15 protein-coding genes are annotated in these 20,319 nt (G+C 57.8%); 5 read left to right on the top strand and 10 right to left on the bottom strand.

All coding sequences use genetic code 11. The annotated features are described in order from the left end of the window. Positions 1-100: 100 nt before the first annotated feature. Positions 101-802 (bottom strand): response regulator, encoded by a 702-nt coding sequence (locus ACR0DX_RS17545; protein ID WP_480846885.1) that lies wholly within the window; start codon positions 800-802, stop codon positions 101-103. A gap of 118 nt (positions 803-920) precedes the next feature. Here ACR0DX_RS17545 and ACR0DX_RS17550 point away from each other — a divergent pair, with 118 nt between their 5' ends. The 4 genes from ACR0DX_RS17550 to ACR0DX_RS17565 all read left to right on the top strand — a co-directional run bounded on the left by ACR0DX_RS17550 (position 921) and on the right by ACR0DX_RS17565 (position 5,996). After that, a complete protein-coding gene (locus ACR0DX_RS17550; RefSeq protein WP_170724929.1) occupies positions 921-2,099 on the top strand; it encodes a NapC/NirT family cytochrome c in 1,179 nt (392 codons plus the stop codon). Next, the gene (locus ACR0DX_RS17555; RefSeq protein WP_170724931.1) at positions 2,092-2,721 is read left to right on the top strand and encodes a molecular chaperone TorD family protein; all 630 of its coding nucleotides are present in this window, start codon (positions 2,092-2,094) and stop codon (positions 2,719-2,721) included. The genes ACR0DX_RS17550 and ACR0DX_RS17555 overlap by 8 nt, the downstream gene beginning before the upstream one ends. 123 nt (positions 2,722-2,844) lie before the next feature. Continuing rightward, complete coding sequence (gene torA, locus ACR0DX_RS17560) at positions 2,845-5,304, top strand: trimethylamine-N-oxide reductase TorA (protein WP_170724933.1); 2,460 nt, start codon at positions 2,845-2,847, stop codon at positions 5,302-5,304. A 167-nt stretch (positions 5,305-5,471) separates the two neighbouring features. Continuing rightward, positions 5,472-5,996 carry a hypothetical protein gene (locus ACR0DX_RS17565; RefSeq protein WP_170356907.1) on the top strand — a complete coding sequence of 175 codons (525 nt, stop codon included), beginning with the start codon at positions 5,472-5,474 and terminating at the stop codon, positions 5,994-5,996. 5 nt (positions 5,997-6,001) lie between these two features. On the opposite strand, the gene ACR0DX_RS17570 is transcribed toward ACR0DX_RS17565, so the two are convergent. From ACR0DX_RS17570 to ACR0DX_RS17590, 5 genes are all read right to left on the bottom strand, one after another. Next, positions 6,002-8,341: an ATP-binding protein gene (locus ACR0DX_RS17570; RefSeq protein ID WP_480846888.1), complete on the bottom strand. Its 2,340-nt coding sequence runs from the start codon at positions 8,339-8,341 to the stop codon at positions 6,002-6,004. Positions 8,342-8,783: 442 nt separating this feature from the next. Continuing rightward, on the bottom strand, positions 8,784-9,767 hold the full coding sequence (locus ACR0DX_RS17575) for an enoyl-CoA hydratase/isomerase family protein (RefSeq protein WP_480846890.1): 984 nt from the start codon (positions 9,765-9,767) through the stop codon (positions 8,784-8,786). 3 nt (positions 9,768-9,770) lie between these two features. Further along, positions 9,771-10,544: an enoyl-CoA hydratase-related protein gene (locus tag ACR0DX_RS17580; RefSeq protein ID WP_209197823.1), complete on the bottom strand. Its 774-nt coding sequence runs from the start codon at positions 10,542-10,544 to the stop codon at positions 9,771-9,773. Positions 10,545-10,641: 97 nt separating this feature from the next. Further along, positions 10,642-11,919 carry a CoA transferase gene (locus tag ACR0DX_RS17585; protein WP_170356903.1) on the bottom strand — a complete coding sequence of 426 codons (1,278 nt, stop codon included), beginning with the start codon at positions 11,917-11,919 and terminating at the stop codon, positions 10,642-10,644. A gap of 23 nt (positions 11,920-11,942) precedes the next feature. Next, positions 11,943-13,442: a CoA-acylating methylmalonate-semialdehyde dehydrogenase gene (locus ACR0DX_RS17590; protein ID WP_170356407.1), complete on the bottom strand. Its 1,500-nt coding sequence runs from the start codon at positions 13,440-13,442 to the stop codon at positions 11,943-11,945. Positions 13,443-13,535: 93 nt separating this feature from the next. Between ACR0DX_RS17590 and ACR0DX_RS17595 the strand changes: the two genes are divergently transcribed. After that, positions 13,536-14,453, top strand: coding sequence for a LysR family transcriptional regulator (locus ACR0DX_RS17595; protein ID WP_170356418.1), 918 nt, complete (start codon positions 13,536-13,538; stop codon positions 14,451-14,453). Positions 14,454-14,568: 115 nt separating this feature from the next. Here ACR0DX_RS17595 and ACR0DX_RS17600 read toward each other — a convergent pair whose 3' ends face one another. The 4 genes from ACR0DX_RS17600 to ACR0DX_RS17615 form a co-directional block, all read right to left on the bottom strand. Beyond that, positions 14,569-15,345: an enoyl-CoA hydratase gene (locus ACR0DX_RS17600; RefSeq protein ID WP_170356417.1), complete on the bottom strand. Its 777-nt coding sequence runs from the start codon at positions 15,343-15,345 to the stop codon at positions 14,569-14,571. 41 nt (positions 15,346-15,386) lie between these two features. Beyond that, positions 15,387-16,364, bottom strand: a complete 978-nt coding sequence (locus ACR0DX_RS17605) for an NAD(P)H-dependent flavin oxidoreductase (RefSeq protein WP_170356416.1) — start codon at positions 16,362-16,364, stop codon at positions 15,387-15,389. A gap of 214 nt (positions 16,365-16,578) precedes the next feature. Next, on the bottom strand, positions 16,579-18,441 hold the full coding sequence (locus ACR0DX_RS17610; protein ID WP_170724802.1) for an AMP-binding protein: 1,863 nt from the start codon (positions 18,439-18,441) through the stop codon (positions 16,579-16,581). Between the two features lie 163 nt (positions 18,442-18,604). After that, on the bottom strand, positions 18,605-20,056 hold the full coding sequence (locus tag ACR0DX_RS17615; RefSeq protein ID WP_170356414.1) for a coniferyl aldehyde dehydrogenase: 1,452 nt from the start codon (positions 20,054-20,056) through the stop codon (positions 18,605-18,607). Positions 20,057-20,319: the final 263 nt, after the last annotated feature.

The raw sequence follows: 20,319 nt of genomic DNA on the forward strand, positions 1-20,319 counted from the left end.
GCTGGACAAGCTCCTGCCCATGATCGACTGATCCAAAACACATAAAACACAAAAAGGCGCCCAAACGGGCGCCTTTCCGCGTTTCGCGGTAAGCTAATGGCTAAGCCCCCATGAACACGTAACCTACCCCGTGAACGGTCACCAGAATTTCGGGCGCTTTTGAATTCACTTCAATTTTGTTCCGAAGCCGTCCAATTATCACATCTACGGTGCGATCAAAGGGTTGCCAGTCGCGACCTGATAGACAGTCCAGCAACTGATCTCGTTGCAGCACGCGCTTGGGGCGTTGGGCGAGATAGCTGAGCAATTCAAACTCGCCTCGCGTGAGGTGAACGTCTTCTCCATTTGCTGCTGTCAATGTGCGTGCGCCGCGGTCAAGAGTAAGCCCGTTGAACTCGAGCACCTCATCCTGTTCCGAATGAGGCACGGCCGGCATTGCGACCCTATGTAGTATGTTCTTTGTCCGCACCAACAATTCGCGCAGGTTGACGGGTTTGTGCAAATTGTCATCAGCACCAATCTCCAACGCGACGATCCTGTCCACGTCTTCGCCGCGCGCGCTGGCGACAATTACAGGTACATCCGATTCTGCCCGCAATTCACGCAAAAGGGTCAGCCCGTCCTTTCCGGGCAGGCGAATATCCAGGACAACCAGATCAACCACGTGCCGCTTAAGTTCGCGCTCCATTTCGTCGCTGTCGTGGGCACGGACGACTCGGTAGCCTTCGACTTCATAATATCCTGCCATCGCCTCAAGGCTGGTTGGATCATCCTCGACGATCAGGATTTGCTTGGCTTGCATGTTGTCTGGCTCCGCTCGTTTACAAGACGTTTACAAACTTTTACCAACCGTTCAAAGACCCAAAAAACCGTGTTTACAGCCCCCGCCTATGCTGACCGCATTATCGGAGGCGAAACAGATGATTGGACGAATCTGGCGAAAATTCTGGGGCCCTGCAGGTGCCCTGTCTTTTGGCTTCATCATGATCGGCGGCTTTATTGCTGGGGTCATTTTCTGGGGCGGTTTCAACACCGCGATGGAAGCCACAAACGAAATGGAGTTCTGCATCTCGTGTCACGAAATGCGGGACAATGTGTATAAGGAATACAAGGAATCTCCTCACTTTATGAACGCATCCGGCGTGGGTGCGGTCTGTTCTGACTGCCATGTGCCGAAAAAGTGGTTCCCCAAGGTGATCCGCAAAATTCAGGCATCGCAAGAACTTTACGGCCACTTTGTAACGGGCGTTATCGACACACCTGAAAAATTCGAAGCCCACCGGGCCGAGATGGCGCAAAGCGTCTGGGCCACGATGGAGGCCAACGACTCGCTGGAATGTCGCAACTGTCACGCGGTCGAGCATATGGACTTCAAACTGCAAAGCCCCAAAGCGGCCGATCTGATGCAGGCAGGGTTCGAACGGGGTGACACCTGTATCGACTGTCACAAAGGTATCGCACACAAACTGCCCGACCTGTCGCAAGGGTATAAGAAGAAATTCGAAGACCTGACAGCCGAAGCTGCACACGGCGCATCCGGTGACGATCTGTACCCGATCAAAACTGTACCGCTCTATGAAACCGCTGCTGATGCGGCCGCAGGTGAAAACGTCATCGGTCAGGTTCTGGCTGCAACGCATATGCATGTGAAAGATCGCAGCAAGGGCTCACTGAATGTTCAGGTCGAAGGCTGGCAACAGGATGGCGTCGGACAGGTTGTCTATGCTCTGCGCGGTCAGCGGATCTTTGAGGCGACGGTGAAGAAGGCCAAGGTTGACCTGGTTCAGAACCATGGCACCGAAACCGACCCGGATACAGATCTGGTCTGGCACAAGGTCAGCCTGGACGGCTGGGTGGCTGACAAGGATCTGATTTCGGACGTGGACCAGCTGTGGACATATACATCCGAGATGTATTCCGCCAGCTGCGGCACCTGCCACTCGAAACCTGATCCGGGACACTCGTTGGCGAACCAGTGGATTGGCTCTTTGAAAGCGATGAAACGGTTCATCACGCTGGACAAGGAAGAATACCGTATTCTTCAGAAGTACCTCCAGCTGAACGCCAAGGACACAGGCGGAGCGGGTAGCCATGGCTGATCGGTCCGAACCCCTGCCCCGCTGCGCAACCTATCGGTGGTTGGCACAGCTTCTGCTGTGCCCCCTGACCCAGCCCGAACTGCTGGCTTATCGCAGCGACGATGGTCTGAGGTTCCTGGCAGAATGCGCCACCTCTCCCGCGCTGAAGCCTCTGGTGCAGTGGATCACTGACGAGATGGCCGAAGGACAAGACCTGGACGCCCTGCACGATCGGATCGTCCGTGCCTACAGCCGGATCTTCGACATGGGCGGCAAGCACGGGGCTCTGCCTTATGCCTCGATTTACCTCAGTGACAGCGGGCGGCTGTTTCAACAACCCGCCCGCGACATGGCCACCCTTCTGCAAGAGCTGGACATGCGTCTGCCCACCGATCTGAAGGAACCCCCCGACCATCTGGCCGTTCAGCTTCAGGTCATGGCCGAGTTGCTGGACCGCGCCGATCAGGGGGACGACCTGCCACTGACACCGTCAGAGTTCCTGGACCGATACGTCCTGACCTGGCTGCCCCAATTCGCGCATCGCTGTGAGCAGCAGCGCGACCCCGCCCTGATCGCGGAAACCGCCCGCGCCGCTCTGGCGCTTGGTCGGGACGACGCACAGGCGGCCCAAACCGCAGCGTGACCCGACCTGAAGGTCGGATCAGCCACACCGCACAGCGATCCCCTACACCCAAGACGGGGGGCCGCATCAGAAACCCGAAAGGCCAGTCCTTTCGACCCGTTTGACGAAGTAATGGAGGGAAGAATGTCCATTAATACATCCACCAAACTGTCACGTCGCAGTCTGCTGAAAGGGGCCACATCGCTGGGTGTCTTCAGCGCGTTTGCTCCGGCATTGCTGCGTGCAGGTGCTGCCCATGCCGCAACCTCGGGCGAGGTTCTGTCGGGCTCGCACTGGGGTGCGTTCTACGGCACCGTTGAAGACGGCGTCTGGACCAAAATCCGCCCCTGGGAACAAGACCCCCATCCCAGTGAAATGCTCGAAGGCGTCATGGACAGCGTCTATTCGCCTTCGCGCATCAAATACCCGATGGTCCGCAAAGCCTATCTGGAAGGTGGCGCAGGTGCGAACCCCGAAGGCCGCGGCAACGAAGAATTCGTGCGCGTCAGTTGGGATCAGGCGCTGGAACTGGTCACCAATGAACTCAAACGCGTCAGCGACACCTATGGTCCGACCGGCGTTTATGCGGGCTCGTATGGCTGGAAAAGCTCGGGCAAGCTGCATAACTGTCAGAACCTGCTGCGCCGTGCGCTGAACGTGGGCCTGGAAGGCAAGTTCGTAAACAGCTCGGGCGACTATTCGACCGGCGCCAGCCAGATCATCATGCCGCACGTGATGGGCACGCTGGAAGTGTACGAACAGCAGACCGTCTGGCCTGTGCTGATCGAAAGCACCGACGTGTTGGTCTTCTGGGCCGCCGACCCGGTCAAAACCAACCAGATCGGCTGGACCGTGGCCGACCACGACACCTATCCCTACTACGAAGAGTTCCGCAAAACCGGCAAGAAGGTCATCGTCATCGACCCGATCCGCACGGAAACAGCCAAGTTCTTCGATGCCGAGTGGATTCCGATCCGTCCGCATACCGACGTCGCCATGATGCTGGGTATCGCGCATGAGCTGTATGCGCAGGGCCTGCATGACGCCGACTTCCTGGACGAATACACCGCAGGCTTTGAAGACTTCCTGCCCTATCTGACCGGCGAAAGCGACGGCGTTGCCAAGACACCGGAATGGGCTGCGGAAATCTGCGAAGTCCCTGCCGAGCAGATCAAGGAACTGGCTGCCCTCTTCGCCAGCAACCGCACCATGCTGGGTTCGGGCTGGTCGATCCAGCGTCAGCACCACGGCGAACAGTCGCACTGGATGCTGGTCACTCTGGCCTCGATGCTGGGTCAGATTGGTCTGCCGGGCGGCGGCTTTGGCCTCAGCTACCACTATGCCAACGGTGGCGCACCGTCGGCGGACTCGGTTGTTCTGCCGGGTATCTCGGATGGCGGCGCAGCGGTCGAAGGCGCAGCATGGCTGACACAGGCCGGCGCGGCCTCGATCCCGGTCAGCCGGATTGTCGAGATGCTGGAACGTCCGGGCGAAGAGTTCGACTTTAACGGCACCCGCACCACCTTCCCCGAAGTGAAGATGGTCTACTGGACCGGCGGCAACCCGTTCTCGCACCAGCAGGACCGGAACCGTATGGTCGAAGCCTGGCAGAAACTGGAAACGGTTGTTGTGCAGGACTTCCAGTGGACCGCAACCGCGCGCTTTGCCGACATCGTTCTGCCCGCCACCACATCCTACGAGCGCAACGATATCGAGCATATAGGGGACTACTCGCTCAAGGCGATCCTGGGCATGAAGAAGATCGTCGATCCGGTGTTCGAATCCCGCACCGACTTTGACATCTTCACCGAGATTGCCACCCGTCTGGGCGCTGGTGACGCCTTTACCGAAGGCAAGGACGAGATGGGCTGGATCCAAGGCTTCTATGAAGACGCCGCCAAACAAGGTCCGGGGAAAGGCATTGACGTTCCCAGCTTTGACGAGTTCTGGGACGCCGGTGTCGTGGTCTTTGACATCCCCGAAAGCGCCAAACAGTTCGTCCGCTATGCTGACTATCGCGACGACCCACTGCTGGAGCCGTTGGGCACGCCGACCGGTAAGATCGAAATCTTCTCACGCAATATCGAGAAGATGGGTTATGACGACTGTGGTCCGCACCCGACATGGTACGAACCCGAAGAGCGTCTGGGTGGCAACGCGCCTTACCCACTGCATATCGACTCGGCCCACCCGCAATTCCGTCTGCACTCGCAGCTGTGCGGCACGGTCACCCGCGAGAAATACGTGGTTGGCGGACGTGAGCCCTGCATGATCAACACGCAGGACGCCGCCGCCCGTGGCATCGCGGATGGGGATATAGTGCGCGTCTTCAACGATCGCGGTCAGGTTCTGGTGGGGGCCATCGTCTCGGACGATATCCGCCCCGATGTGATCCGCATCTTCGAAGGCGGCTGGTACGATCCGGTCAATGGCGGTGAGCTGGACTCGCTGGATGCATATGGCGACGTCAACTGTCTGACTGTTGGTCGCGGTACATCCAGCCTGGCGCAGGGTAACTGCGGTCACACAGGCATGGCAGAAGTCGAGAAATACACCGGCGAACTGCCCGAGGTGAACGTCTTTACCGCCCCGGCAGAGGGCTGATCCTAGCCTCCCTACTGGCGCGCGCTTTTGGGCGCGCGCCTTTTTCCTTTCAGGTGCCGAAATGTTTAATCTGTACCGACTCCTTATTCTTTCTCCTTATTCTTTGCGCGGCTCTTGGTTTAGCCAAAGCAGCAAAGGCCGACCCCGATCTGCAGTATCTGGATCAGATGGGCGCCATCCACCTAACCCCTTCAACCGATAGCAAGCCCGGCCGGGCTTTTGTTGCGACACTGCTGCAGGTACTGAGCCGTCAGGAAGATTGGGTGCAGGTCCGTATCACCGGCTGGACCCAGGCCGGGGCCGAACGCGTGATCTATGCGGCCCCCGGCATTCGTGTGCTGTCGGCCACCGTACCAAAATCGGCGGTGGGCGATCTGATCCTGACTGACACGCAGGATGACCCCGAAACTGGCCTGACATGGACCCGGACCGAGTTACGCGGGTGGCTACACGACCCCGCGCTGCAATCCGATCTGAACCAGATCTGGGCGCGCGCCGAGCCGCTGTTCGCCAAGCGCTGCACCGCCTGTCATCAACGCCGCATTCCCGATCACTACACCGCGAACCAGTGGACCAGCCACCTTAAGGTGATGGGGCCCCGAACCGGGTTGCCGAAAGAGGACCAGTTTCTGATCCGCACCTATCTGCAGCATCATGCGAAGGACAGCGCTCGACTGACGCAAAACCCATAATCCAGTCAGGCCCCTGCTTTCGGGGCGTTTGACAATTCCTGCACCAGCTCATGCAACGCCTTGGTTGCGCGCAGACTTTCGGTCTCGACCTCATTCAGCTTTTGCTTGATGGACGTTGCATTGTCGGTTTGTTTGCTGCGCTGGTTCAGTTCTTTGGCCAATGCAACCAAGCGAGTGGCACCAACAAACCCTGCGGCTCCGGTCAATAGGTGGGTTAACTCAGCTATGCCTGAGTAGTCGTCCGCAATCAGTGCAGCATTCATTTTGGAAACCAAATCGGGACAGCTTTCAAAAAACCTGTCCGCAACCGCGCACCCCCTCTGCACACCGAGATCGGCAAAGAGCTGCCTTAGATTTGCATCTGCAATCGCGTTTTGAATCGACGCAGTTTCTGATTGTGTGTCGTCAGCAGGAATAGCGCCGGATAAAGCAGCCCCAAGTTCAGCCTTGGTAAATGGTTTCTCCAAAAAACGGCTGATACCCGATTTACGCAGCATATTCAGCCCATCTTGCGGCAAAGCTGCAGTTGCGACGATTACTGGAATGCTATGACCGTAATTCGCACCGACAGACTTGACATGCTGCGCCACATCCAGCCCCGTATGAGAGCCCAATTGAAAATCGGTGATTACAACATCAAAATTCGGATCCTTCAGAACGTCTCTGGCCTGAGCGAAACTGTTGGCTGTAACTACGTGATTTCCTAAGTCGCTCAGATAGCCCTCTATCACAGTGACATTCAACGGGTCGTCTTCGACAACAAGGACTCTACGGCCACTGGGTTTGCTGGAAATCTTTCCCGGTAGCACCCGCATTTCAATCGCAAATGCAAAGATACTGCCGCCTGTGGGATTCGGCAGATATTCCAACCGTCCGCCCAGAAAACTCACCAATCGGTGGCTGATCGCCAGCCCCAACCCGGTCCCAGTATTCAGCCCCAAATTGTCGCACTGCGCGATCTGCGTAAACGGCTCAAAAAGATCGGATACGGCGCTTTCCGGAACTCCGGGACCGGAATCTACAATTTTGAATATCAGGCGTGTTCTATCAGGTGCTCCGCAACCTTCAGCCGTGACGTCGAGAACCACCTCCCCCTCGCCCGCGTATTTGCGCGCATTGGACAACAGATTCAACAAAACCTGCCGCAACTTTTGCATATCCCCGTTCAAGTGTCGCGATACTTCGGGCGCGATCCGCAGCTTGAACTGTGACTGCTCCGAAGGCTGATGCAACCAAACAATCTGCGCAATAGAACTGCAAAGTTCATCAAGATCGAAATCCTGATCCACGCGTTGCAATGCGCCGTTTTCTGCCTTGGACAGACCCAGCACATTTTCTATCAGTGAGGCCAGAACCGTACCCGACGCCCGGATACTGAGTAGCTTGTCGTTGGTAGCCGGAGCCAAGTCTTCTTCCAACAGGCGGGTCAAGCCCAGAATACTGTTGATCGGAGTTCGGATTTCATGGCTGATCGTATTCAGAAACACGGTCTTCGCGCGATCTGCCTCGCGCGCGGCATCTATGGCTTTCAGGTAGTCCGTGATGTCTTGCAGAATAATAACGCGCCCTGCAAATTTCTCGCTGACATCAAGCATTTCCTGAATAGCAACATCGAAAGAGCGGGCGCCGTGTGGGGTATCAAGCACAACAGGTTCCAGCGACGGACCACGGGCGCTCAACAATTTCGCAACGATCTGCGACAAAGCCGCCGACTGAATTTCGGTGTAGTATCCGGCACCGGATTGCATCTGACCTAATAGAAGACGATTGGCCGCGACATTGACATGTGTGGGTTTGTTCTCACTGTCCAACAAGATCGCAGGCTCAGCTATACTCTCGAACACGGTTAGGTATTTGTTCTTTTCGTTACTCAACGATCGGTTAAGCGTCTGAAGTTCTTCTAGCCGATCAGAACTGTTCGTAGCTTGCCATGTCTTGATCAGACCGGTTTCCATTGCATCAAAAAGTTCCAAAATCAGGTTGCGCAGTTCCTCACGCTGATTGTCCGGGTTGGATTTTTCGACCACCAAGTCCAAATAGGCGTTTCGGTACAGCTTCATCAGCCCGACGAAGTCCACTATGTTTATCCCGCGCGCCCGATGTTTGAGCCCCTGTTGCACCCCAAACTCAGAAGCGTGATCCAGCATAGCTTCATGAGGTAGCGTTTTAGAATGAGCGGTTTCAATCAAATCGACCAGAGGTTCACTTAGCCCGATGACCGAAATCCTCCAGGCTTCACGCAGGGTGGATGAGAACTGAGTATAGTCCCTTTTATGCGCATTGTGGATCACCCGATCGGTCAGCCACTCGGTATGGGAATTTATCAGGTTTGAGACTTGCAGCATCACTTATTCCGGCTGTTCTTAGGCTCTGGCCTCATTGTAAATTCAGACACTGCCACGGGTCCATGCGCAGGATAGTCACAGCCCATGAACTCAATCACGCGCCGTGTTTCATATCCAACAAGTAGCCGGCTCGGTGCACATCGTCCGAACCGTGCTGCGGTTCGTTCAGCGCAAGCGCGATCAACCCATCCTGTCCCGGGCCCTGACGCCACAATCGGTCGGGGGATTACTCATGTAACACAAGTAACCGACGAGGATTTACATTCAGATACAGGCATTCTTGCCCGACCTTGACCAGCTCACCTTATTCTGAACGTTTTCCGAAAATCGATCAGCCAAAGCACATCCGGCCAAGCCGTCCGTCACGATCATGTAGTTTAATTCTTTCGAACCTTGGGTCATCACAGCCCTTCGTGTCGTCAGAAGGGCGGTGCCTGTACTTTTAGTTACTCTGTGAATACCAGTTCGGGCTGTGATCCTTGTCGACCAGCACTGCGCGGACACCTTCGATCAGATCAGGGTGGCGTATGGCCATCCGCATAGCTTCGAATTCCTGTTCCAAACATTCGGATAAAGTCAGATGCTTTCCATTGCGCAACAGGTTCAGGGATTCCAGCAAGCTACGCGGAGACGCCTTTCGCAGCGCCTTCAGAGCCGCCTCTTTGCGTTTGCTGGGGCGTTTTTGAAGGCATTCGGCAATGGTGCTCAGCGATGGGGGACTGAAACAGCCGGTCGTATCGGACAACATCAATATACTTGGCTGATTTACGTTCATGACGCACAAATCAGTCAGGATATCGTCGATCGAGTGGTCTGAATGACACAGGGCCTTCATCAGTGCAGGCATAGATTCTGTCGCCGTCATATGGGTCGAAATCCCAAGACCATGCGCATCAAACCCACGAACCGAGGCCCCGGTAAGGCCCATCCAGACACCGCAATGATGCGGCATACGTGACAGGAAATAGCTGCCGCCCACATCGGGAATGAACCCGATTGCGGTTTCCGGCATGGCAAACAGTGCACGCTCGGTCGCGATACGGTAGGCTCCGTGCACCGACAAGCCCATACCGCCGCCCATGCAAATCCCGTCAATCACCGAGATATAAGGTTTGGGAAACCCGGCGATCCGTTCGATCAGGGCGTACTCCTCCCGAAAGAACTGCTCGGCCTTGTCCAGCTGCTCGGCGAGAACCAGCTCGCGCACCCGGCGCATGTCGCCCCCGGCACAAAAGGCCCGGTCGCTGGAGGATGTCAGAACCACGCAGAACACGGCCGGGTCGTCCTGAAACTGGTCCAGGGCCGCGTCTATCTGATGGATCATCTCAAGATTCAGGGCGTTCATCGCCTCGGGGCGGTCCAGGCAGATGATGCCTGAACGCCCTTGTTTTTCAACATTGACCAGTGACATGGCTAGTTCCGCCATGCCTCAGCGGTTGCGGAATACGGGTGCCCGCTTGGCGATAAACGCCGCCATGCCTTCTTTCTGGCCATCGGTCGCGAACGCGGCCTGGAACAGGCGGCGTTCATGCAGCACGCCCGGGGTCAGCCCGGTCTCCAGCGCGTTGTTCACTGCTTCTTTGGCCATAGCCACGGCGGGAGCGTTCAGACCGGCGATCTGATGTGCAGCCTCCAGTGCAGTTTGCAGCAGATCTTCGGTAGGAACCACGCGGGCGACGATACCCGATTCCTTGGCTTCGGCTGCGCCAATTGTCCGCCCGGTCAGGATCAGGTCCATCGCAAAGGCTTTGCCAATCGATTTGGTCAGGCGCTGAGACCCCCCGATTCCCGGCAAAATGCCCAGTTTGATCTCGGGCAGACCAAATTGCGCGTCTTCGCTGGCGATGATGAAATCGCACATCAGCGCCAGTTCGAACCCACCACCCAGCGCAAAGCCGCTGACCGCTGCAATCACCGGTTTCTTGATGAACCGCATCTGATCCCAATCGGCAAAGATGTCGTTTGCCAGCAGGTCCACCAGGTGCTTTTCCGCCATTTCCTCGATATCGGCACCCGCAGCAAAGGCACGGGGGCTGCCGGTGATGACCACGGCACCGATGCGGTCATCGGCGTCAAATTCCTTGAGGGTCTGCATCACCTCGGCGGCCAGTTGCAGGTTCAGCGCGTTCAGGCTTTTGGGCCGGTTCAGCGTGATCAGGCCAACACTTTCGCGACGCTCGACAATGATCTCCTCCAGCGCGATGCGTTCGGATTTGGCTGCGGGTGCGGCTTTCTTGGCGGTGTCGGCGGCTTTGGCCTTGGTCTTGTTGGTCGTCATGAGTTTTCTCCCGGAATCTGATTCAGTTCTTGAGACCAAAATCGGTCCAGTTGGTGCCCTCGGCGGGCGCTTCATCGCTGTGCTTGACCTTGGCCGAGCGGTTCTGATCGTAAGATTCGAAATCCGCCATCTTTTCGGCCAGAATTGCCTCGCGGTGCTGGTTCAGCCCCGGCGCGACCTGCGGCTGGTCAGGGTCCATATCCTTGTAGGCCGACAGCTTGATCGGATTGCCAGCGGTGCGGAACGGCTTTTTGCCCTTACCCTCGACCTGCACGATCATGTTGCGCGACAGCAGTTGCGGATGGTCCAGCAGCTTGTCGATGGTGTTGACCGGGCCGCAGGGCACACCGGCGTCGTTCAGCGCGTCCAGCCAGTGTTCCATCGGCATTTTGGTGGTAACGGCCTCGATCGCCTCAACCATCTTGGGACGGTTGCGCACCCGCAGATCGTTGGATGCAAAATCCGGGTCCATCGCCAGATCAGGCGCGTTCAGCGCATCGGCCATCAGCAGGAACAACTGGTCGTTCCCGGCGGCAATGACAAAGCGTTCGTCCTTGGCCTGAAACGTCTCGAACGGGGCCAGCGAGGGGTGGCAGTCGCCGGTGCGCGTGGGCACGACGCCTTCTACATCATACCGCGCCAGCGCGGTTTCCATCAGCGCTGCCTGACAGTCCAGCATACCGATATCGACCCGCTCGCCCTGTGCGTTCTTGGTACGCTTATACAGCGCCGACAGAATGCCGATCACGCCGAACAAGGCCGCGCCCAGATCGCCAAAGCTGGTGCCGACGCGCGCCGGGCGCTCGCCGGGCCAGCCGGTCAGGCTCATGACGCCGCCCATAGCCTGCACAACCATGTCATAGCCGGGCAAATCGGTCATCGGGCCGGAATGGCCAAAGCCCGAGATTGAGGCATAGATCAGATGCGGATGCGTCTTGGCCAGCCGCTCCGCGCCATAGCCGAGGCGGTCCATCACGCCGGGACGGAAGTTTTCGACCAGAACATCGGATGTATCCAGCAGGCGTTCCAGCAATTCACGGTCGCGGGGCGATTTCACATCCAGAACGATGCTTTCCTTACCCCGGTTGAAGCACATGAAATAGGCGCTTTCGGCGTCGATAAAGGGGGGAAAGGCGCGGGTGTCGTCGCCTGTCCCGAATTTTTCAACCTTGATCACCCGCGCCCCCAGATCGGCCAGCACCATGGTGCAATAAGGCCCCGCCAGCACGCGCGAGAAGTCAAGAACGGTGATCCCCGACAGGGGACCACCTTTCAGTTTTTCGTCTTCGGGTTTTTGCATGGTTCCTCCTCCCAACCAGACAATCAGCGCGCGACGGGCATAGTGAACTCAGCGCCTTTTGAGATGCTTTCAGGCCAGCGCTGCATGATGGACTTCTGCTTGGTGTAGAAGCGGACGCCCTCTTCGCCGTAGGCGTGGGTGTCGCCGAACAGGCTCTTCTTCCAGCCGCCAAAGCCGTGCCAGGCCATCGGCACCGGGATCGGCACGTTCACACCAACCATGCCCACCTGAATCTGACGCCCGAACTCGCGCGCGGCGTTGCCGTCGCGGGTAAAGATGCTGACGCCGTTGCCGAACTCGTGGTCGTTGATCAGCTGCACACCTTCGGCGAAGCTTTCGACGCGGATGCAGGACAGAACCGGGCCAAAGATTTCCTCTTTGTAGATCGTCATGTCCTTGGTCACATTGTCGAACAGCGTGCCGCCCATCCAATAGCCATCCTCGTGACCCTCAACCGTGTAGCCACGGCCATCGACCACCAGATCAGCGCCTTCTTCGACACCTTTGGCAATGTAGCCGGTGATCCGCTCATGCGCCGCTTTGGTGACGATCGGGCCCATCTCGGCGTCCATCTCGACCCCGTTCTTGACCTTCAGCGAGGCCAGACGTTCCGCAATCATCGGCACGATCTTGTCGGCCACGTCGCCCACCAGCGTGGCCACCGAGATCGCCATGCAGCGCTCGCCGGCCGAGCCATAGGCCGCGCCCATCAGCGCATCGACGGCCTTGTCCAGATCGGCGTCGGGCATCACCAGCATGTGGTTCTTGGCCCCACCCAGAGCCTGCACGCGCTTGCCGTGACGGGCGCCGGTCTCGTAGATGTAATTCGCAATCGGGGTCGAGCCGACGAAGGAAATCGCCTGCACGTCGGGGTGCTCCAGCAGCGCGTCCACGGCCACCTTGTCGCCCTGCACCACGTTGAAGACACCATCGGGGAAGCCGGCCTCTTTCATCAGTTCGGCATACATCAGCGACGGCGTCGGATCGGTCGGCGAAGGCTTCAGGACAAACGTGTTGCCCGCCGCAATCGCCACCGGGAACATCCACATCGGCACCATCACCGGGAAGTTGAACGGGGTCACGCCCGCCACCACACCCAACGGCTGGCGCAGGGTCCAGTTGTCGATGCCGGTCGAAACCTGATCAGTGAAATCGCCTTTGAGCAGCTGCGGGATGCCGCAGGCGAACTCGACGATATCGATGCCGCGCTCAACCTCGCCGCGGGCGTCGGTGAAGACCTTGCCATGCTCGGCGGTGATGGCGCGGGCCAGCTCGTCCTTGTGCTCGTTCAGCAGGTTCAGGAACTTGTTCATCAACCGCGCGCGGCGGATCGGAGGCATGTTCGACCACGCCGGAAACGCCGACTTGGCCGCCGCAACCGCCTTGTCCACATCCCCAACCGAGGCCAGATCAACCTGCCCCGTCAGAGCCCCCGTCGCCGGGTTGAACACGTCCTGAGTGTTGGTGCGCGCACCACCATAAACCTCGCCATTGATATAGTGGCCGATTGCAGTCGTCGTCATGGATGCCTCCTCCTTGGGTTGACCTCAATCTGCCAAATCCAAACAAAACAAATCCAATGACTAATCATACCAAGTGATATAAGCAGCGTTAATATGAGACCAATTACCGACATCCGCATTTTGAACGCCTTCGTCGCTGTTGCGCAGGAAGGCAACATATCGCGCGCGGCAAAGCGCCTGCACCTGACCCAACCAGCCGTCAGCCTTCAGCTTAAAAGACTGGCCGAAGACACCGGGTTGGAATTATTTCACCGAACCTCCAAGGGTGTTGAACTGACACGCGACGGTGAAGCGCTTGTGGCCAAGGCCGAGAAGGTTCAGAATGCGATATCCGAATTTGGCCAGACAGCGCGGCGGATCAATGGCAACGTACGTGGGTCCTTGCGCCTGGGAACAATCGTCGACCCCGATTTCATTCGCTTGGGTACGTTTCTGGCTGCGCTGGTGGATGGGTATCCTGATCTGCAGACCAAACTGGTTCACGGGATAAGCGGTGACGTGATCAATCGGCTAATCAACGATCAACTGGATGTCGGCTTTTTTCTTGGGGAATTGGAAGAATTTGAGCCCAAGACCGAAGACCAGACCGGCTCGCTTTTTTATCAGCGAGAACTGACCAAGTTCACTTATCGCGTCATCGCGCCCGCTGGATGGCGAAACCGTATTCAGGGAAAGGACTGGTCCGAATTGGCCACAATGCCTTGGATTGGGACACCCCAAAATTCCGTACATCAACGGCTGCTTACCAGAATTTACGGTGATCTCGACACTCAACCCGAACCGGTTTGCCTTGTCGATCAGGAGCCTTCGATGCTAGCAATGGTTCGGTCCGGCATTGGCCTCAGCCTGTGCCGAGAATCCATTGCACTGGAAGAAATGCAAAACCGAGGGCTGGCCGTCTCAGATCGCGTAAGAATCGAAACCTGTCTGCGGTTTGTGACATTGTCCGCCAAGAAAAAGGACCCGAATGTCGAGGCGGCTTTCGACGCCCTTGACTCGACCTGGAGCTGACCGCTGCATCTTCACGATTACGCGACGACATGTGCAGCCAAAGATAAAGATATCCATGCGGCCGCACACGCCCGAATTGCGGGGATACGTTGCCCGTTCCCCGGCAACGCTTGGCTTATTTGAAGACCGGTTTGCGCTTTTCTACGAACGCCGAGAAAGCTTCACTGAATTCATCGTTTTGCAGCGCTTCTCCAAAGTCTACCAACTCTTCCGTCACCCGGCTCCAAAGGTCGCCGGTCAGAGGGCGACGCAACAGTGCTTTGGTTTTCATAACCGCATTGGGTGGCAGCTCGCCGAGTTCAGCAACAGCCGCGGCCACGGTTGTTTCCAGATCTTCCGGGCTGACGACCCGGCTAACCAGTCCTGTTTCCAACGCTTCCTGCGCCGAGAACATCCGGCCCAGCAAAAGCAACTCGGCAGCTTTAGCCTGCCCCATCAATCGCGGCACGATATAGCTGGAACCAGCTTCGGGCACCAACCCAAGGTTGACGAAGGGCATACGAAACAGAGTTTCTTCGGCCACGTAGATTAGGTCACAATGCATCAACATGGTGGTCCCGACACCAATGGCAACACCCTCGACCTGAGCAACGATCGGCTTGGGAAACTTAATCAGCGCTTCCAGAAAAGCGACGACCGGAGGATGATCGCCGGACGCCGAATTGTGGAAATCGCTCACCATGTTGCCGCTGGTAAAGTCCCCATCCGCGCCCCGCAGCCAGACCACCCGGATGTCCGGATCATTCGCCGCGTTGGTCAGCCCGTCGGCCAAGCCAAGATACATCGCACGGTCGATCGCGTTTTTCTTACCCGGATTCGACATGGTCACACGAAGGGCTGATCCCAGTTTTTCCGTGATCACACCTGGTTGGGTTGCGTTTTCGTCGGTCATTCTGCGCTCCTACCACTGGTTGGTTTCTTATGCCGAGTCTATTAGGCGTTGTTATACCCGGCGAGGCGATTAGCGATGATCTGATCAGCCTCGGACATAATCCGATCCAGCAACTCCTGACAGGATGGGATGTCATTGATCAGGCCCACAACCATGCCGCAGGACCAGGCGCCGATATCCATGTCCCCGTCCTGCATGACACGCGGGTAGACACCCGCCACTTCATCAATGATGTCCTCAAACTGGATGGCATCGCCCTTTGCCTTTTCAGTGGCCAGAATACGTTCGACCGCCGGGTTGGTCAGAACCCGTTCCGTGTTGCGCAGCGGACGCATAACCAGGCGTGTGTCCAACTCGGTCGCGGCGACGATGGCATCTTTGACGTTCTGGTGCACGGGGGCTTCTTTAGTGGCCACAAAGCGGGTGCCCAGATTGATACCCGACGCGCCCATCGCCAGCGAGGCCACCAGCGAACGACCATCCGCCTGACCGCCGGACGCGACAAATGGGATTTCCAGCTCATCTGCAGCGCGAGGCAGCAGGATCATGTTGGGCACGTCATCCTCACCCGGATGTCCGCCGCATTCGAACCCGTCAACCGAGACGGCATCGCAGCCGATTTCCTGCGCTTTCAGCGCATGGCGGACCGAGGTGCATTTGTGGATCACCTTGATCCCGGCATCCTTGAGATACGGCATCACCTGCGACGGGTTGCGCCCTGCAGTTTCAACCACGGTGACGCCACCTTCGATGATCGTCTTGATGATGGCCGGATAGTCCGGCGCATTGACGGTGGGCAAAAAGGTCACGTTCACCGCGATGGGCTTGTCGGTCATGTCCTTGCAGCGCGCGATCTCATTGGCCAGATCGGCGGGTGTTTTCTGTGTCAGCCCAGTGATCGTGCCCAGCCCGCCCGCATTCGAGACAGCGGCAGCCAGTTCGGCAAAGCCCACATAATGCATCCCGCCCTGAAGGATCGGGCGTTCGATGCCAAAGAGTTCGGTGATTTCGGTTTTCATGGCCGCAGCCTCCGTGATGATTCTGGCGCTGGTTTCGGTTTGAGTGCGAGAGAACATGTCGCTGCACACAATAAAAGCGCCTGACAGATGAACGTTGCGTCGAGAATAGGATCGACGAGGGTTTGGGGGGATTTCGGCATCTGTTGCGATCTGGAACAGGCCGAGTTTTGAAAAGGAAAAGGCACCCTGGGATGCCTTTCGCCATAGACTTGGATTATTCGATTTCGACCGTCGCCGAGAACAGATACTCGGCCAACGCATCCCGTACCGTTGTGACATCCGAGCGGTTTTCTTCAGGCAACGTTACAGTCACATGCATACCGCGTGCGCCACCATCAGCGACTTCGATCTGCGCCTCTGGCACCTTGTGTTCATTCTGAATCAGATCGGACACGGCGCGTTTTGCCGCCTCAAGGCGCAGGCTTGGCTTGTAGATTTTGCCCACCGTCGTCAGCGGGACCTCATCCACGATGAAAATCTGTTTCGGCCAGGCCGGGCGTTCGTCAATATGCGCGTGCGCGTGTTCTTGCAGCTCATCCATTGTGACCTCGGCCCCGTCGATCAGCTGCACGAAACACACCGGCAGCTCTCCGGCATAGGCGTCGGGTTTGCCCACGGCGGCGGCGATGGCCACGGCGGGGTGGTCAGTCAGGACGTTTTCGATCATGGCCGGGTCGATATTGTGGCCGCTACGGATGATCAGATCCTTAGACCGGCCCGCGATGTAAATCCGCCCATCCGCGTCTTTGTATCCCAGATCGCCCGAGTTCAGGTATCCGCCCTCGAATACGCCCGCATTCTGGCTCGCGTCGCGATAGCCGGGCGAGACATGCGCGCCCTCGATGGCGATCACGCCGATCTCGTCCACATCGCAGGGATCGCCCAACGCGCCCTCTGCCGTCAGGCGCAGGATATCAACCTGAGAATACGGCAGCGGCCAGCCGACCGAACTGACGGCACCGGCGCCCGACAGCGGATCAATACTGACCAGCCCCGAAGCCTCGGTCATGCCTAGAAGTTCAAACAGGGTCGCGCCTGTCAACTCGCGGAAATGCGCCCCGACCGCAGGGGGCAGCAAGGCCGCCCCGGTCAGACCCGCGCGCACGCGGCTCAGATCGTAATCGTCGGCCGGAACCTGCAGCACCGCACCCAGCGCCGTCGGAACACCGCCGACCAGTGTTACTTTGTGCTGCTCCACCAAACGCCAGAACCCGGACACAATCGCCGGAGTGCGCAAGCCACCGGGCGACATAACGACCAGCTCGACCCCGCGCATGAACGCGCTGAGCCCTGCGGCAATTGTTCCGGCCACGTGGAACAGCGGCAATGTCGCGGTCAACACGTCGTCGGGGCGGTATCCGCACATGGTTGCGCCGCCAAACGCCGCCACCAATTGCCCGCGATGGGTATGGGCCACCAGCTTGGGCACGCCCGTCGTGCCACCCGTATGGAAATAGGCCGCCACATCATCGCCCGAGCGCGCCCCGCCAAAGGTCAGGTGACCCATGGGCTGGCCTTGGATGGCTTCGGCGAAGTCCACCACACCTTCGACCGGCGGCGTCCCCGGAGGCGCGATGCGCACCAGGATCAGGCCGGGAATCTGATCCCGAATTTCCAGCGACTTTTCCCAGATATCCAGCTGCGGATGCGGTCCGAGCGTCACAAGAATTTTCGCCTCGGAGGCGCGCAGCAGGTCAACGATGCTCTCGACCTGCAGCAAAAAATTGATCGGCACCGCGTAACCGGCCGTTTCGGCGCCCCACAGGGTCACGTAGGTCTCGATCAGCGAGGGCAGCATATAGGCAACGCCGGGCGCGGGGCCGCCAAGATCGGCAAACATATTGGCCGCGCCCCGGATCAACCCCAGCAACTGACCATAGGTGACCCGGCGCGCCTGTTCGTCTTCGGCGCCGGTCATCAGCATAGTCAGGGCGGTCTTGTCGGGATAGGCGGCGGCGCTGGCCTCGAACACCTCAAGAATACTGCGTTCGGGCAGGCGTTGATCCAGGGTCAGATCGGTTTCCAGCCGTTTGATATCATCAAGGGTTCGAACGGGTTGATCGCTGAATACAGCCATGTTGTGTGCTCCTCCAAAACACTGCGTTTTGTCAAAAGCGCGGCGGAGCGCCGCTGCCATGTCGCTGGGGCCCGGTTCCCGCCGTTACCAGACAACTCGAACCATCTGCACCTTTGGCTGCGGGAGAAAACCAGTGCAGATGGTCCGGTTCTGAGCGGCGCGTTCAGGGTTTTCTGAAGCGGCGCAGTTGGAAATTGACCAGCAGTTTGAACATCTTGTTGTCCCATGGCGCGCCGACGAACTGGTTGCCGTCCAGCTTACCCTTGCGCACAACGCCTTTGGCTTTCGAGAAGTTGAGGAATCCTTCCTTGCCGTGGTAATGCCCCATCCCCGAAGGGCCAACGCCGCCAAAGGGCATGTCATCAACGGCCACATGGGTGACAACCTCGTTGATGCATACACCGCCCGAGTGGGTTTCATTCAGAATCTTCTCGCCGCGGGCTTTGTCCCAATCGAAGTAGTAAAGCGCCAGCGGGCGATCACGGTCATTCACATAGGCAATCGCGTCGTCCAACGTGTCATAGGGAATGACCGGCAGGATCGGACCAAATATCTCTTCCTGCATCACGCGCATGTCTTCAGTCACATCTGTTACCAGATGCATCGGCAGTTTGCGCGTACCTTCAAAGCTGTCATTCGACGGATTGATCGCTGTGACTGTGGCCCCTTTGGCCTTGGCGTCCTCAATATTCTCTACCAGCCGGTCGCGCTGACGCTCGGTGATGATCGAGGTATAGTCCTTGTTCGCCGCAAGCGTCGGATAACGGTGTGAAAACGCTTTGACGAACGCTGCAACAAAGGCGTCCACCTTGCCACGCGGGACCATCACATAGTCGGGTGACACACAGATCTGACCTGCGTTCAAACCCTTGCCAAACACGACCCGCTTGGCGGCTTCTTCGATTTCAAAGTCATCATGAATGATGACCGGAGACTTGCCCCCCAACTCCAGAGTAACCGGCGTCAAGTTCTCGGCTGCGGCGCGCATTACGATGCGCCCAACTGGGGTCGATCCGGTAAAAACCAAATGGTCGAAAGGCAGTTTGGCAAATTCCGTGGCAACGCTGACATCGCCATTGATCACCACGACCTCTTCTTCGGTAAAATGCTTAGAAATCATCTCGGTCAGTAAGTCAGCGGTATTGGGCGCAAATTCCGACGTCTTGATCATCGCCCGGTTGCCCGCGGCCAGCGCACCCACCAGCGGCGAGAGTCCGAGGAAAACGGGGAAATTCCACGGCACCACGATGCCAACCACTCCCAACGGTTGATAGTGGACCTTGGCATGCGCCCCCATCAGCATCAGCGGCAGATGGCGCTTGGACTGACCCATCAGCTTGCGCAGGTTCTTGCGGTAATATCTGATGCCTTCCAGAATTGGCAGGATTTCAGCCAGCATCGTCTCGGCATGGGCGCGGCCATCGAAGTCCTGATCGACCGCGTCGATGATCTTGTCTTTGAATTCCATCAAACCGGCGTGCAGCCGGCTCAGTCGGTCTACCCGCTGCTCGTAGCTTGGTGCAGGATCGGCTCGGTAAGCTGCCTGCAGCTTGCCGAGTACCGCAGAAAGAGCAGGTCCGACCGGTTCGATTTCAACGACGTTTTGAACAGACATGAGCTTCGTCCTCCGTTAGCATTGCCGAGATCATTTATTGAGTTTGGCCCCGCAAATATTGGGCAAACATCGTAAATCGTTAAGAGTTCGGCAGGACAGATTGTTGTCCGCTCGGGACAAAGTCACCATTAAGACCCGCGCCAGACGATTGTGGGAAATAAGGCATCCACGTCTTCCGCGGCCTCAGTACACGGTGTGCCACACCTCGACTATTTTCGTTTAACAGCCCCTTAGTCGCATCTTTGCGCGGTTCAGGCCTGAGA

Source organism: Ruegeria sp. D3 (genome assembly GCF_056534465.1).